Genomic DNA, 15,046 nt, shown 5'->3' on the forward strand with positions numbered 1-15,046 from the left:
GGAGGAAAACACTATGACAAAAATTGTAGATTTACGAGGCGATTCAAGAATTTTAGGACCATCTAACCCCAACAGATCCGTGGCAGGCATCACAAAAATTGCTCGTCACCATTCAGCAACAGCGACCGGTGATGTGTGGGCATTCCAAAATCACTGGCGAGGAACACTTAGCTGGGGAACTGGTGGTTACCACGAGATTATCTTGCGTGATGGATCAGTTCAATTAATCTATCGGGATAACGTCACGACCAACGGCGTAGGAAATCACAATAGCAAGACTTACCACATTTGTGTGGTAGGTAATGGTTCCTTTACTGCAGAACAAGAAAAAGCTTTTGACGAGCGTGCTCGTGCAGCCATGCAGCGATTCAATCTGAAAGCATCCGACGTGTTAGGGCATAACGAGTTTTCTGGCCATGGATCCAATAGTTGTCCTGGAACGAATATGGCGACTGTTCGTAGTCGACTAGGAGCGTCTGGTGGCTCAACATCGACGCCACAACCAGCTCCTACACCTACTTACAATGTAGAAGCTTGGAACAAACGTCAGGTAGTGAGTACTGACGTGCTAAATGTACGTGCTGCTCAGAACACGAAATCTGCCATCATTAAAACGCTGAAACGTGGACAAACGTTCAACGCTACTCGTATCACTCGGAATGGTGAAAGCGTCAATGGTTTCACTACTTGGTTTGAAGTCGATGGTGCTGGTTGGGTGTCTGGTGCATTAGTTACTGAGGTTTCTAATAATAATACATCTGCAGCAACACCGCCGGCTAACGTTTGGCATAGTCGTTCAGGAACCGTCACAGTGACTGCAGCTAAGGGAATCAATTTGCGAGGAACTTCTAGCGGAGATACCACTAATCCGACTGGATTAGGCATTCTTGCTTTGTTGGGACGTGGCCAACAAGTAAAATATGATCGTGTGTTAGTCCAACGAAATGGTCATGCTTTCGTTCGTCAACCTCGCTCCGGAGGATTTGGGTGGTTAGCGATTGGACAGACAAAAGATGGTAGAGTAACGGAGTACTGGGTTAGCGGTGCTACTGTATAATAAATAAACCTCCATCTTGATATACAGATGGGGGTTTGTTATTTAATAATAATGTAATATTTGTAAACGAAGTTCTGAAGGTTGATACCAAAGCTTATTTTAGTTTTTGTGACACAGGATATACTTTCTGAACTCTCGTGTCAAGGTATATGTGTTGATTTTTGAATATAGTGATGTTATATTAATTGTGCATATTCCACTTTTGTAAATAAATATTATCTAAGTTTTGAAAGTAGACATTTTTAAGCATTATAATTGTTTTCTTTATATTGGCTCAACCAATTTTTTATTTGATTTTCCTAAGGGGTGTTACGTTGCAAATAGAGTACATTGTAAATTGTCCAGAAGATAACTTGGAATTAGCTAAGGATTACATAATAACCACGTTTGGAAACGATGAAAGGATGCTAGATAATTTTTTGCAAATAATTAAAATTATCGAATCTCAATTTTCTAGCTTTGATAATAAACTTGTTAATAAAGATGGTACAAAATTTAGACAGCCATATGAGATAACACTCAGAAATGCACTAGGAGTGGCGCAGAGAGCAGAAATAATTAAAAAATTATATAAACATGATTTAAGCTATGAAATTAGGATTGACAAAACTTATGAACATTTTAGATTGATTTTTTTTGTTAACGATATGATAGCTAAATGTGTTTTTACTTTTGGATTTACTAAAGTTGACCTAAAACCGGAATCTGATCAAACAGATTTTTGTGCATTTCACACAGAAAAAATAGCTCAAGATTTTGTTTTAGGGCATTCAGAAAAATGGTTGAATCCCTAAGGAGGGGTGAACATGAATAACGATTTTTTAACAAATTTACTCACATCAAAATATCCTGCATTAATTGAAAAAGAAAATTCTGTACAAAGACAGAAGTCCTTGGAGCTATTGAATATTCGTTTAAATAATAATATTAATGTAGAAAAATTTGCTGAAATTTTAGGACTAAGCGAGAAAGAATATCTAGAATTTGAATTCGGAGATCTTAATCATGAAGTGTCGGAATATGATGCTTTAATTACCAAGTCTCATAAATATGTAACAGAAAAACTACTATTTAATCACGTCAAAGTAATCATGAAAGACGACTTTTTATCGTTTTTCCAGTTAGATGAAGGTCAAGAAACTGATGAAGTTAAGGTTTTGTACAGTCATGAACAGAAGATTAATTCCAAAACAAATATCTATGAAAATTATATACCCGGACTAACTAGCTTTCAAAACCTCAGTATTCATTGTTCAGATTTTGAAATCTCTCCGGGAGCGCTTAACAAAAATAGTCGTCCGAATAATAAACTGAATGAATTTCGTATTAGGGATAGGAGTTCTGAGTCAGCACGATTTACAAACAAATCTAATAGTCTTATAAGAGGCAACAATAGGGGGAGATATTCGCTTGTCTAGTGAAGAAGCTTTATTTCAATTAAACAAAATTTTTATCGAGCACATCAAATTAGAGCATGCAAGTGATGAAGAAATTGAAGGTTTAGATGATATCGAAATTGATATTAATTTACTGTTTGATGATGCTGAATCAGAATACAAAAATGATGGAATAGTTCGTATCAAACACGATATTTCTGGTTTTTATATGGGAGTTAAGCTTTCGATAGTTTTAATCTCAGAGATATTTGTTAAGAACAATGAGAGTTCCCTCAATGAAATGATTGATGAATCAATGGCGGAATTAGCTAAACCAGGATTAAATCGTGCTTCAATCTTAATTTCCCCACCAATAGAAAGTTTCATACAATTTCCTGTAGTTATTGATTTTTATGAAATGTATAAAGAATTCAAGGAAAAAAATAAAAATTAGTAATTCATTGGGTTTTTAATAGTACAAATAATTACGCCCTCTTACTCAGAACCGAGTAGGAGGGTTTTTCGATAATCGTTTATTTATCTGAACAGTCTCAGGAATACTATAATTACAAAGAATGCAAGGGAAAAGAGCACTAGGTGAAAAACAATTGTTAGAAAAATTGAAAACGCACGCCTCATAGGACCCACCTGCTTTTTGTTTTATTATAGCAAATTTTAAATTGAGAGAACTAGTATGGTGATTGCAGTGTTTATAATTTATTAAACGTAGCTCTTGGTTGACATCGTGCTTGCATCAAGATACAATCAAACTACCAATAAAATAACTTTTTCATTTTTCTATTGCCCACTTCACCCTCATGAAGTGGGCTTTTTGTATCGAAAAAAACAGCTTCATTTCAAACGCTGTTGAAATGAAGCTATATGTTACTTTAAAATTTCTATTGAAAGGTGATGACCTATTGTTTTAACTGGGATCTAAACATAAAGTATCCAATTACTTCTAGAATTCCCATGGCAATTAAGGTAAAGCCAAATACTTGTAGAAGAATCAACAAACTTGCGAATGGATTAAATAGTAACAATGCACCACCTATAACTAGAATTACACTATAAATTATCCAAGCCACAGATTTAGTATTAAGACCCAGTACTAATTGAAAGGCTCCATTAGAAATGATAGATAGACCGAGTAGGATTGGGAGAACAGATGCGATGGTACTCGCAAAAAGAAGTACGACAAGGGCTAATACAAGTAAAAATATCCCACTGAATAGACCTAATCCCCAGTGACCAGATTCTTTTCTCGTTTTAAAATCTTCGAGAATATTAATTAGGCCGATCAAAGTTAAATAACCAGCAAGTACATATCCAATAAAATTGAAGAAACCAGCCGGATTAATGGCAATAACTATTCCAAAAATTACATAAATAATAGCTCGAAGAATTGCGTGACTCTTAAAATTTCTTTTTAATATAACTAACATAATAGACACCTCTTTTTTGTTTTCTCAATTTTACATTTTCTTATGATAAAAAGCGAGTATTTAGGTAATTTAAAAAATATGAAATTAGCATATCATAGGTATTAATTTAAAAAATATGATAGCCTTGGGTCAGATGAAATATAGCGTAATAAAATTTGAAGGAGGTTCATCATGGATTATCATGTTTTAAGGAAAAATGATTCTAATTGGTTAGCGGCAGCCACGGAAATATACAATGCTGATTGGGCAGCAGCTAAGTACTTGTCAAAAAAAATGATAGATGATGAGTTCAACGACTGGGAAGGAATTGTGTTAGCTGAAACTACAGATCAAATTGTCGGTTTTTGTTCATTTGTTAGTAAGGATATAGTTGATTTAATATATAGTCCATATATCGCAATAGTATATGTTGATCCGAATTTTAGGGGCAGCGGTATAAGTAAAGAGTTAGTGAAGATTGCGGAAGAACAATTGCTAAAAGTGGGATTTCAAAGTATATATATTGTTACACAACATGTAGGTCTATATGAAAAGTGGGGTTATTCCCAAATTGAGGAAGCAGAGGATAAGTTCGGAAGAAGCATGAGAGTATTAGAAAAGAAGTTTTAGCATAATACCTTATATAGATGTAAAAGGACAGGCTTTATTCATTCCGTTATCGCTAAATTTTCCGATTAACCAACAAGGTGATTTTCTATAATATAGTACAAAAATATTGCCTAGATTGGAACGGAAAAGCTTTTTGTTTGCACAAAATTCGAATAAAAAGTAAATTTAAATTACCCTTAGCTAACACTTTTTCATTTTTTTAACCTTCTTTCCAATACCACTCCTCCCGGGAGTGGTTATTTTTTTGCGAAAAAAAAGCACAGCATATTCTCATACGCCGTGCAGGTGGAACTATGTTCCGTCATCAATGTAATTATACACTAAATTAATGCTTTATCAAGTAACTTTGCTTACCTATCAATTACGAGTGAGAAACATTAATAGTCTTGGTCCTAACAAAATATCATCTCAATCACATTAAATCAGAGACAGAATTTTGTTAATTCCAATAATATCAATCGTATTTTAATAAGAGAAGTTTAAGGTAAGCCATAATATTTGCGATTCCAATTTCTTTAACGTACCATTATTATGTAACATATATAAGAAAAGAAGAGTGCTAGGCAGGGGGAAGCTTGGGGAAGTGTGCCTAGTACTCTTCTTTTTTATTTTATCATTAATGCATCATAATAGATATTATTGATCAGAATAGCGTCTAATATTTTCGAAAAAGTCCATTTACCTATATTTGAGTAAGGGGAGTCTTGCTGGAACATAGGTTGCATGATTTCATGGAATAAGTTAAGATAATTATGCTAACACTTTTAACATTTTTCCAAAAAAGCCCTGTCCTTAATTGGATAGGGCCTTTTTGCGTTCTGCGATTAACTGCTCTAATTCTACCAATTCCTCAAGAGATGCGTTTTTGATGTAACCCTTAGCTCCAGAGCGATTGCGGACGTGTTTCATTTGTTCCTTGTTTTTTTCTTGCCATTTTCTTGATGCTTTAAGTTGAGCATCAGATGTTTTCTTTTCAGTCAACACTCGCACTCCTTCCTAAAAAAGTTGAATAAGTTTCATTACGATAGAAATGGTGATTAAAACCATAAGTATCACCAAGGCGGAATTTAGAATTTTCCTTCTTTTCATATTCTTCGACATTAGATTCATTCCTTTCATTATGATATAATCAAAGGGAAGGGAGGGCTTTCGCCCTATCCCTAGTCGTTGAGAAGCTTGACTAGCAGTTCGAGTAACTTTTCAATTATGGCTAGTATTGCGAGTACTAAGCCAATTTTGATTGTTAGTTGCTCTTGCTTTTCAAGCTTTTCTTTTTCCCTTCGTTGTTTCCTCAATAATTTCAACTCCTTTCTATACTTATATTATATATCGGATACATATGCTTGTCAACGATTTTATTCAAATTATTGAAAAAAGTAGCCATATTTTGGCTACTTTAAATTTAATTATAAGGTGTTATATAGTAAAGAAAATCGTGTTTTTTTAGAACAAGACTGACATAAAATTCAACACAAGCAGTTCCGAAAATACACTCTTGTGATTCAGACACATGATCAGGAAACTCCTCAACAAATGTTTCCAGACCAATATACTTTTGTTCGTACATAGTAATGATATTCATACGTCAAACCACTTTACTTCAGAGTAATAGTCAACATTTCGTATTTCATCATAATGGACAAGAGTGTCGTCTAAATAAATTCCTAGATCATCGTAACCTTTCAGCATACCTGTAACATCAGGCATGAATTTATCATCTACAGTGTAGTTGAGCTGTATAGCTAGCTTCTTACTTTTTGTGACTGCGGTTTGCAAGAATTCATTGATTTCTTCTTCTGCCATTTCCGGCTTAGCAGGGCAGGTGTACTTCAACTCTTTATCTATTCTTGCGATGTCAGCTGTATGCTCTGACAAGAAGAATCCAATCCACTTCAATTTTTTTCTGTCTTCATACGGTTTTAGAACACTCATACATTTATCCCTCCTTAATTGAATTGTACGAACATCCGTTCTCTCGGTAAAGCGAACAGGAAATTAAATTTTTGGTGATTGTTTTGGTGATTGCTAAATGAAAAACAAGAAAACCGAGAAACTTCTGAAAACCTATTTAGTTGTAAATCATGTTGTAAATACTTGATTTAACGGGAATTTGGAACGCTAAATAAATAAGAAAAGATAGAAAAATAATTTTAAATCGTTGGCGACCAAAAGTAAAAGAAAACCGCTGAAATTCCCGAGTATCGGAGACTTCAGCGGTTTTTTTATTTATTCTTTGGCTTCTTGTAAGACCTTGATCGTTTCGATCTTCACTGGCTCAACCGGTTGAGAATTCTCACCATTGCCAGAGTCTTGGGTTTCTGCTTGCGCAATTTTATCTACGACATCCATGCCTTCGATCACTTGACCAAAAACGGTATAGCTACCGTCCAATTGTGGTGTTCCACCATTTTTGTAGGCTTCGATGATTTTTTCAGGATAGTGTTGGATCGCTAGACCGTCGGATACGTCTTGATCATTTTGAACGATGTAGAATTGACTGCCTTGGCTGTTTGGCGCACTTGATTTTGCCATTGCCAATGCGCCTCGCAAGTGATAAAGCTGGTTCGAGTATTCTTCGCCGAATCCTTCGCCCCATATGCTTTCTCCGCCAGTGCCATCACCATTAGGGTCGCCCCCTTGGATCATAAACTCTTCTACGACACGATGGAAAGTCAATCCGTCATAATAACCATCTTTGGCATGGGTCAAAAAGTTTTCGACTGCTTTGGGCGCAATCTCTGGGAAAAGTTTGATTTTGATCGAGCCTTCCTCCGTCACCATTTCAACTAAAGCTTCATTCTCTTGCACATCCGTTGATAATTGCGGCAATTCCAGGGCATTCAAGTCAACGGATTCTGAGGTTGACGTGCTTTCTGCCGAATTGCTTGATGAGGGATCGGTGGTACTTGAACCTGTACAAGCAGCTAATAATAAAAGGCTAGCAGCTGCTGTCAGTGTGAATAGGATTTTTTTCATTCTTTCATTCCTTCCAGTTTTCTTAATGATAATCATAACAAAAAAGAGACATAGAAGAAAGCGCAGATTTTGTGGAATGAGAAAGAAACAGGCGGAAAGGTGTAGACCACTTTTTAGATGTTTGCTATAATGAAAGAGGATTCATTATAATAAACGGATAGAATTTACAGGAGGTTTTTTTGATGGGAAAATTAGGGATATCGATTTATCCAGAGCGCTCAACGTTTGAAAAGGACAAAGCGTATTTAGACTTGGCACACAAATACGGCTTTAAACGGGTATTTACCAGTTTGCTGCAAATCAACGATGACAAAGAAAAAGTCTTGGCAGACTTTAAACAAGTCGTGGATTATGCCAATCAGTTAGGAATGGAAGTCATGGTAGATATCAATCCTGGTTTATTCGAACAGCTAGGTATTTCTTATGATGATTTATCCTTCTTTGATGAGATGGGCGCTTACGGTGTTCGGTTAGATATTGGTTTTACTGGTTCAGAAGAAGCCAAAATGACGCGTAATCCTTACGGGATTAAAATCGAAATCAATATGAGCAGTGGTACGAGCTACGTGGATAACATCATGAGTTATTCACCTAATACTGAAAATTTACTCGGCTCGCATAACTTCTATCCTCATCGCTATTCAGGGTTGGGCTACGACCATTTCGTTTTTTGTTCGGAAAAATTCCGCAAATACAATTTAAATACGATGGCTTTCGTGAATTCTCACGAAGCTGATTTCGGTCCATGGCCAACACAAGATGGTTTATGCTCTTTGGAAGATCATCGTGATCTGCCACTAGCTACGCAAGTCAAACATTTAGTGTTGACGGGTTTGATCGATGATATCTCTGTTGGAAATGCCTATGCTTCAGAAGCAGAATTGGCAGCAATGGCTGAAGCGTTTCACGCGGATTATCCGACATTAAGAGTCGATGTCGTTGACGGAATCACTGAAGATGAACGAATTTGTCTCTTCGATAATCTGCACAGCTATCGAGGAGATCGTTCGGAATACATCTTGCGTTCAACGATGACGCGGATCTATTATAAAGACAAGGAATTTCCACCTCATGATACCCGTGATATGGTAAGAGGGGATGTCTTGATCGATAATGCTGGCTATGGACAATACAAAGGGGAGACGCAAATCGCCTTGAAAGCAATGAAAAATGATGGTCGAGTCAATGTCGTTGGTAAGATCGCTGATGAGGAACTATTCTTATTAGAATTTTTGAAACCTTGGTCAAGTTTTAAATTGGTCGAAAATAACTAATTACCACGAAAATCAGCCATTGCCAACAAAGATTGTTGGCAATGGTTTTCTTTTTGGGCGCTTGCGATTGACAAACATGAGCAAAAAACGGTAATTTATGTAGTGGGTTCTTTCCTTGAGGAATGACGAAACCATAATAATATTATGTAAACTATATAACAAGAGGACGTGACAAGTGTGAAATTGCGCTGGAAGATTGCCATCGGAGTGGCTGTATTAGCAATTGCGGGGTTAGGGTATGCAGGAAACTATTTTTATGATTATGCGGTGGTTCCTTCAGAAAAAGATTTCTTGGAAGGAGATACCCCTGGTACGGATGAAAATCAGACAGGAAATGAATCGCAAAATTGGTTTACAGATCCAGCAAATCGTGAGATGTGGCAGCTGACTTCTGAAGATGATTTAAAATTATCCGCCATTTATCTACCGGCGGAGGAGAAGAATCGAGGAAAAACGGCGATCATCGCGCATGGCTACATGGGGAATGCAGAAACGATGGCGGACTATGCTAAGATGTATCATGATTTAGGCTATAATGTCTTGGTTCCAGACGCTCGAGGGCATGGTCAAAGCGAAGGAGATTATATTGGTTTTGGGTGGCACGAACGTAAGGATTATCTGCAATGGATCGATGAAGTACTCGCAAAAAATGGTCCTGAAGAAACGATCACTTTGTATGGCATCAGTATGGGGGCTGCCACGGTAATGATGACCAGTGGGGAAGACTTGCCGAAAAATGTCACTTCTATCATTGAAGATTGTGGGTATACCAACGTCAATGAAGAATTGGGTTATCAACTCGATCAATTGTTTGGTCTACCGGCCTTTCCATTGATGAATGTCACTAGTCTTGTCACAAAAATCCGAGCGGGGTATTTCTTCGGTGAAGCAGATGCAGTCAAACAACTGCAAAAGAATACGCGTCCGATCTTTTTTATCCATGGCGATGCGGATACGTTTGTTCCTTATTCGATGCTGGATATTTTGTATAACGCGACCGATGCACCAAAAGAAAAGTGGGTTGTTTCAGGTGCCGAGCATGCGAAAAGCTACAAAACAGATCCAGACCTTTATAAAGAAAACATTGCAGCTTTTTTGGACAAATACGATCATCCAGCAAGTGAATAAAAAAGTGCCGGTTCTAAAAAAGAACCGGCACTTTTTGCTTGACCTTTAGCTTATAAACGAGCAAATTCTTCTAGCAAGCGAATCATTTGGCAAGTAAAGCCGTATTCATTATCATACCAAGCGACGGTTTTCACCAGTTGGAAATCGCCAGCAGTGGTTACTTCTGTTTGTGTCGGATCAAAGATAGACCCTTGAGTGGTACCAATCACATCTCCAGAGACGATTTCACGGTCATCGTAACCGAATGACGGATTATCGACGGTGTGTTTTCTGATCGCTTCATTGACTTCATCGGCGGTTACTTTGGTTTTCAAAATTGAGACTAACTCTGTTAAAGAACCATCGACGACCGGAACCCGTTGGGCGTGGCCTTGTAATTTGCCATTTAATTCTGGAATAACTAGACCGATTGCTTTGGCGGCACCCGTTGAGTGAGGGATCGTGTTATCAGCAGCGGAACGAGCGGCTCTTAAGTTTCCGCCTTTTACAGGACCATCCAATAGCATTTGAGTAGAAGTATACGCATGAACCGTCGTCATCGTACCAACTTCGATCCCGAATTCCTCATTTAAAAAGTAGGCCATTGGAGCTAAGCAGTTGGTCGTACAAGAACCTGCGGATATGATAGTATCATCCGGTGTTAACGTGTCTGAGTTGACATTGTAAACGATCGTTTTCATATTACCAGCTGGTGCGGAGATAACGACTCGTTTGACACCTGCATCAAGATGGGCCTGGGCTTTTTCTGCGGAAGTGTAAAAACCCGTACATTCTAATACGATATCGACGCCATTTTCTTTTGCCCAGGGGATTTTGCTTGCGTCTGGTTCAGCGTACACTCGGGTCTCTTTGCCATCGACAACGATAGCATTATCCGTTGCAGTAACAGTTCCAGGGTACGTGCCGTGGGTCGAGTCAAATTGCAATAGATGTGCTAACATTACGGGGCTTGTTAAATCATTGATTGCCACAACTTCAATATCGGCAGAAACTTCTCTGATCCTACGAAAAGCCAAACGTCCAATTCGTCCAAAACCATTGATTCCAACTTTTACTGTCATTTCTTGTTTCCTCCTTTGATTGTGTACTGGTACACTTAAAAGTTTGCTACGATTTCCTGTGACTGTCAAAGAATAACCCTTAAGAATTCGCGATTTCTTACGGAAACCCATGAGAAAAGATAGACAAAAGGCGTTTCGGTCGTTACAATAAAATAGACTTTCTTATTAGAGAAATAGTAACCACTTAAAGTGAGATAACTGATAATCAAAAAGTATAGAAGGTAGTAAAAAAAGAATGGAGGACAAATAATGTCCATGTTTTTAGATCAAGTGACAATCGATGTCAAAGCAGGAAAAGGCGGCGACGGAATGGTTGCTTTTCGCCGAGAGAAATATGTCCCAGACGGCGGACCCGCAGGTGGGGACGGGGGACGTGGCGGTGATGTCATTTTAGTCGTAGACGAAGGTTTGCGTACATTAATGGATTTCCGCTTTAATCGTCATTTTAAAGCGCAACCCGGGGAAAATGGCATGAGTAAAGGAATGCACGGCCGTGGCTCAGATGATACTTACATCAAAGTACCCCAAGGCACCACCGTTCGTGATGCTGAAACAGGTACCTTATTAGGTGATTTGATTGAGCAAGGTCAAACATTAGTAATCGCAAAAGGCGGGCGGGGCGGCCGTGGGAACATTCGGTTTGCTTCTCCAAAAAATCCAGCCCCAGAATTAGCAGAGAACGGAGAACCCGGTCAAGAAAGAAAGATCGAGCTCGAACTAAAAGTCTTAGCAGATGTTGGTTTAGTTGGTTTCCCTTCAGTTGGGAAGTCAACATTACTCTCTGTGATTTCGTCTGCTCGTCCAAAAATCGGCGCGTATCATTTTACAACACTGGTGCCAAATTTAGGCATGGTAACGACCACTGATGGTCGTAGTTTTGCAGTAGCCGATCTGCCTGGCTTGATCGAAGGTGCTTCGCAAGGTGTTGGTTTAGGGACTCAGTTTTTACGTCATATCGAACGGACGCGGGTCATTTTACATGTGATCGATATGAGCGGCATGGAAGGGCGCGATCCATATGAAGACTATTTATCCATCAACAATGAATTGTCGACCCATAACTTGCGCTTACTAGAGCGCCCACAGATCATCGTTGCCAATAAGATGGATATGCCGGATGCTGAAGAAAACCTAGCCCTTTTCAAAGAGCAGCTGGCAAAAGAAAAAACGGATGAGTTCGCGGATGAACCAATGATTTTCCCAATCTCTGGTGTCACTCGTAAGGGAATCGATGCCTTGCTGAATGCGACAGCGGATCTATTGGAAGTCACTCCTGAGTTCCTCTTGTACGATGAAGAAATCGAAGAAGATGTGGTTCATTACGGCTTCCAATCGGATGAACCGGAGTTTGCAATCGATCGCGATCCTGATGCAACTTGGATCTTGAGCGGTGAGAAAATCGAAAAACTATTCCAAATGACGAACTTTGATCACGATGAGACTGTGATGCGTTTTGCTCGTCAATTACGTGGATTGGGTGTCGATGAAGCATTGCGTGCGAGAGGTGCCAAAGACGGTGATATTGTGCGTATCGGTAATTTTGAATTTGAGTTTGTCGAATAAGCGTTTAAAAGAACATCATTTTTTTAAAAAAATCCTTCATAGTTGAATTGGTTTTGACTGCCGATCATTGATTTTCTCTAAGAAATCAATGATCAGCAGTCTTTTTGGTTTCTTTTTTCATTTAAATGATTTACTGTTAAAATAAAGAAAAGAACAAATAAACCAAAGGGAGCGATTTTTATGTCAAAACGAGTCATTGTAATGAACTTTGATGCTAGTGCCAAAGCGTATCAAGCCTTTTCTGAAGTGAAACGGATGCATATGCAACGAAAGATCAAAGGAGAGCAAATGGCGGTTCTTACCCACACCAATGAAGGCGTGCATCAATTTAAAGTCGAGGATTTTCTTGATTTTACTGGAAACAATAAGACATCAACTGGTGGTTTGATCGGGATGCTCGTTGGTGTGTTAGGTGGGCCTTTGGGAATCATGTTGGGCTGGTTTGGCGGTAGTATGATCGGTGCTACTCGTGACGCAAAAGAGATCCAAAATGCGCAAATGCTCTTCGAACACGTCGGAAACCAAATTGGTGTAGGCGATACGGGGTTATTATTGATTGCCGATGAAGAGGACAATCGTCCTTTGAACCAACTGATCATGAATGAATTAGGCGGTGACATCACTCGTTTTGACTACGATGATGTCGAGGCAGAGATCGAGACGGCCAAAAAAGTCGAAGAATCCACCAAGGCACGTGTTCAAGAGGATTGGAAAAATTCCCATAACGATGAATCCGATAGCCAATCCGAGAAATAAAAACCGCAAGCTTCAATTGCAACTTGATTTCTTTTCCGCTAAAATTGGAAAGAGATGAAAGGAAAGAAGCTTATGGAATTAGAATTTTTAGGAACAGGTGCTGGAGTGCCTGCGAAACATCGAAACGTGACCAGCACTGCGTTACGATTATTAGATGAACGCAATGCCGTTTGGCTTTTTGATTGTGGCGAAGGGACACAAATGCAGATCTTGCATTCTACGATTAGACCGAGAAAGATTGAAAAAATCTTTATTACCCATCTTCATGGTGATCATATTTATGGATTGCCAGGATTGATCAGCAGCCGCTCCTTTCAAGGCGGAGACACACCTCTAGAGATTTATGGACCCAAGGGGATCAAAGCATACATTCAAACCGTTTTGCGGATTTCTCAGACGAAAGTCAGCTATCCATTGCATTTTTTTGAGATTGAAGAAGAAGGGATTCTTTTTAAAGATCAGCAATTTGAAGTATCTTGTCTGCGCCTTGATCACGGGATTGATAGTTTTGGCTATCGTATTGTCGAAGCAAGCCATCAAGGGGAGTTGCAAGTGCAAGCATTGCTTGAATTTGGGCTGAAACCTGGTCCTGTCTTCGGACGTTTGAAAAAAGGTGAAGTAGTTACCCTCGATGATGGTCGTCAAATCAATGGGGCAGATTTTTTAGGTCAAGCCAAAAAAGGACGGATCGTGACAATATTAGGTGACACCCGTAAATGTCAAAACGCCGTGCTTTTAGCGAAAGATGCGGATGTTTTGGTACATGAAAGTACCTTCAACAAAGAAGAAGCCAAGTTGGCTCGCGCTTATTTTCATTCGACGACGCGACAAGCTGCTGAAGTTGCCCAAGAAGCTCACGCCAAGCGTTTGCTATTGACCCATATCAGCGCGCGCTATGTTGGCAAAGATATTACAAATTTAGTAAATGAAGCAAAAGAAGTATTTCCGAATACGTTGATCGTCAAAGATTTTGATATTGTCGAGATCCCTTTTGCCGGAGAGGAAGAATCAGATGAACTTGGAGAATAAAGTTGTCGTTGTAACAGGTGGTTCTGCCGGACTTGGAGAACAAATCTGTTATGAAGCCGCAAAACGTGGTGCGATCGTCGTGACTTGTGCCCGGAGGACGAATTTGATCGGAAAAGTCAAAGAACAATGTATGGAATTAAGCGGCAAAGAAGCGTATGCGTTTCAATTGGACGTAGCAAATCCTGAAAGCGTGGAGCGCTTATTAGAAAAAATCAGTGAGAAAGTCGGAAAGATCGATGTCTTTGTCAATAATGCTGGCTACGGGATCTTTCAAGAGTTTACAGAGATGGATCCTGCGGTCATCCGTAATATGTTTGAAGTCAATGTACTTGGGATGATGGTTTTGACTCAGCAAGTTGCGATTCAAATGGCTGAACAAAAGCATGGTCATATCATAAACGTTGCTTCAATTGCGGGTAAGATAGCTACGCCGAAGACCGCAGTTTACTCTGCAACGAAATTTGCTGTACTTGGTTTTTCTAACGCCTTACGTTTAGAACTAAAACCACTGGGGATTAACGTAACAACGGTCAACCCAGGGCCGATCGAAACGGCATTCTTTGACCAAGCAGATCCTAGCGGTAGTTACTTATCATCGGTGGGCAGCCTTGTCCTTGAACCAAACAAATTGGCACAAACGATCGTCAAAGCCATGATTCATCCAAAACGAGAAATCAATCGCCCACATATTTTAGGGGCGGCAGCAAAACTGTATACACTGTTTCCTGCAATCGGGGATTATATGGCAGGAACGATGTTCAACAAAAAATAG

General features: G+C 39.0%; 16 protein-coding genes. 11 read left to right on the forward strand and 5 right to left on the reverse strand.

Annotation, left to right across the window (positions count from 1 at the left end; all coding sequences use genetic code 11):
- The first annotated feature begins 13 nt into the window (after positions 1 to 13).
- From IGJ74_RS09155 to IGJ74_RS09170, 4 genes are all read left to right on the forward strand, one after another.
- Positions 14 to 1,057: an N-acetylmuramoyl-L-alanine amidase gene (locus tag IGJ74_RS09155; protein WP_218193570.1), complete on the forward strand. Its 1,044-nt coding sequence runs from the start codon at positions 14 to 16 to the stop codon at positions 1,055 to 1,057.
- Between the two features lie 314 nt (positions 1,058 to 1,371).
- Complete coding sequence (locus IGJ74_RS09160; RefSeq protein WP_218193569.1) at positions 1,372 to 1,851, forward strand: hypothetical protein; 480 nt, start codon at positions 1,372 to 1,374, stop codon at positions 1,849 to 1,851.
- Between the two features lie 12 nt (positions 1,852 to 1,863).
- Complete coding sequence (locus IGJ74_RS09165) at positions 1,864 to 2,475, forward strand: hypothetical protein (RefSeq protein WP_218193568.1); 612 nt, start codon at positions 1,864 to 1,866, stop codon at positions 2,473 to 2,475.
- Positions 2,468 to 2,887, forward strand: coding sequence for a hypothetical protein (locus tag IGJ74_RS09170; RefSeq protein ID WP_218193567.1), 420 nt, complete (start codon positions 2,468 to 2,470; stop codon positions 2,885 to 2,887). The genes IGJ74_RS09165 and IGJ74_RS09170 overlap by 8 nt, the downstream gene beginning before the upstream one ends.
- Before the next feature lie 463 nt (positions 2,888 to 3,350).
- Here IGJ74_RS09170 and IGJ74_RS09175 read toward each other — a convergent pair whose 3' ends face one another.
- Entirely contained in the window at positions 3,351 to 3,878 is a 528-nt protein-coding gene (locus IGJ74_RS09175; protein ID WP_218193566.1) for a DUF308 domain-containing protein, read from the reverse strand.
- A 171-nt stretch (positions 3,879 to 4,049) separates the two neighbouring features.
- Here IGJ74_RS09175 and IGJ74_RS09180 point away from each other — a divergent pair, with 171 nt between their 5' ends.
- Entirely contained in the window at positions 4,050 to 4,487 is a 438-nt protein-coding gene (locus tag IGJ74_RS09180; RefSeq protein ID WP_218193565.1) for a GNAT family N-acetyltransferase, read from the forward strand.
- Positions 4,488 to 5,279: 792 nt separating this feature from the next.
- On the opposite strand, the gene IGJ74_RS09185 is transcribed toward IGJ74_RS09180, so the two are convergent.
- The 3 genes from IGJ74_RS09185 to IGJ74_RS09195 all read right to left on the reverse strand — a co-directional run bounded on the left by IGJ74_RS09185 (position 5,280) and on the right by IGJ74_RS09195 (position 7,463).
- On the reverse strand, positions 5,280 to 5,471 hold the full coding sequence (locus IGJ74_RS09185) for a hypothetical protein (protein WP_218193564.1): 192 nt from the start codon (positions 5,469 to 5,471) through the stop codon (positions 5,280 to 5,282).
- A gap of 594 nt (positions 5,472 to 6,065) precedes the next feature.
- A complete protein-coding gene (locus IGJ74_RS09190) occupies positions 6,066 to 6,419 on the reverse strand; it encodes a hypothetical protein (protein WP_218193563.1) in 354 nt (117 codons plus the stop codon).
- Positions 6,420 to 6,713: 294 nt separating this feature from the next.
- Positions 6,714 to 7,463 (reverse strand): peptidylprolyl isomerase, encoded by a 750-nt coding sequence (locus IGJ74_RS09195; protein ID WP_008381897.1) that lies wholly within the window; start codon positions 7,461 to 7,463, stop codon positions 6,714 to 6,716.
- 182 nt (positions 7,464 to 7,645) lie between these two features.
- Between IGJ74_RS09195 and IGJ74_RS09200 the strand changes: the two genes are divergently transcribed.
- Both IGJ74_RS09200 and IGJ74_RS09205 read left to right on the forward strand, forming a co-directional pair.
- Entirely contained in the window at positions 7,646 to 8,737 is a 1,092-nt protein-coding gene (locus IGJ74_RS09200; protein WP_005236098.1) for a DUF871 domain-containing protein, read from the forward strand.
- 177 nt (positions 8,738 to 8,914) lie between these two features.
- Positions 8,915 to 9,865, forward strand: a complete 951-nt coding sequence (locus IGJ74_RS09205; protein WP_087664158.1) for an alpha/beta hydrolase — start codon at positions 8,915 to 8,917, stop codon at positions 9,863 to 9,865.
- A gap of 50 nt (positions 9,866 to 9,915) precedes the next feature.
- On the opposite strand, the gene gap is transcribed toward IGJ74_RS09205, so the two are convergent.
- The gene (gene gap, locus IGJ74_RS09210; RefSeq protein ID WP_042890377.1) at positions 9,916 to 10,926 is read right to left on the reverse strand and encodes a type I glyceraldehyde-3-phosphate dehydrogenase; all 1,011 of its coding nucleotides are present in this window, start codon (positions 10,924 to 10,926) and stop codon (positions 9,916 to 9,918) included.
- 249 nt (positions 10,927 to 11,175) lie between these two features.
- On the opposite strand from gap, the gene obgE reads away from it, so the two are divergent.
- The 4 genes from obgE to IGJ74_RS09230 all read left to right on the forward strand — a co-directional run bounded on the left by obgE (position 11,176) and on the right by IGJ74_RS09230 (position 15,046).
- A complete protein-coding gene (gene obgE / locus IGJ74_RS09215; protein WP_008381892.1) occupies positions 11,176 to 12,489 on the forward strand; it encodes a GTPase ObgE in 1,314 nt (437 codons plus the stop codon).
- Between the two features lie 180 nt (positions 12,490 to 12,669).
- The gene (locus IGJ74_RS09220) at positions 12,670 to 13,245 is read left to right on the forward strand and encodes a DUF456 domain-containing protein (RefSeq protein WP_218193562.1); all 576 of its coding nucleotides are present in this window, start codon (positions 12,670 to 12,672) and stop codon (positions 13,243 to 13,245) included.
- A gap of 72 nt (positions 13,246 to 13,317) precedes the next feature.
- On the forward strand, positions 13,318 to 14,274 hold the full coding sequence (gene rnz, locus IGJ74_RS09225; protein ID WP_087664157.1) for a ribonuclease Z: 957 nt from the start codon (positions 13,318 to 13,320) through the stop codon (positions 14,272 to 14,274).
- A complete protein-coding gene (locus tag IGJ74_RS09230) occupies positions 14,258 to 15,046 on the forward strand; it encodes an SDR family NAD(P)-dependent oxidoreductase (protein WP_016612306.1) in 789 nt (262 codons plus the stop codon). Before rnz ends, IGJ74_RS09230 begins: the two co-directional genes overlap by 17 nt.

Source organism: Enterococcus sp. AZ009 (assembly GCF_050548785.1).
GTDB classification, from domain to species: Bacteria; Bacillota; Bacilli; order Lactobacillales; family Enterococcaceae; genus Enterococcus_D; species Enterococcus_D entomosocium.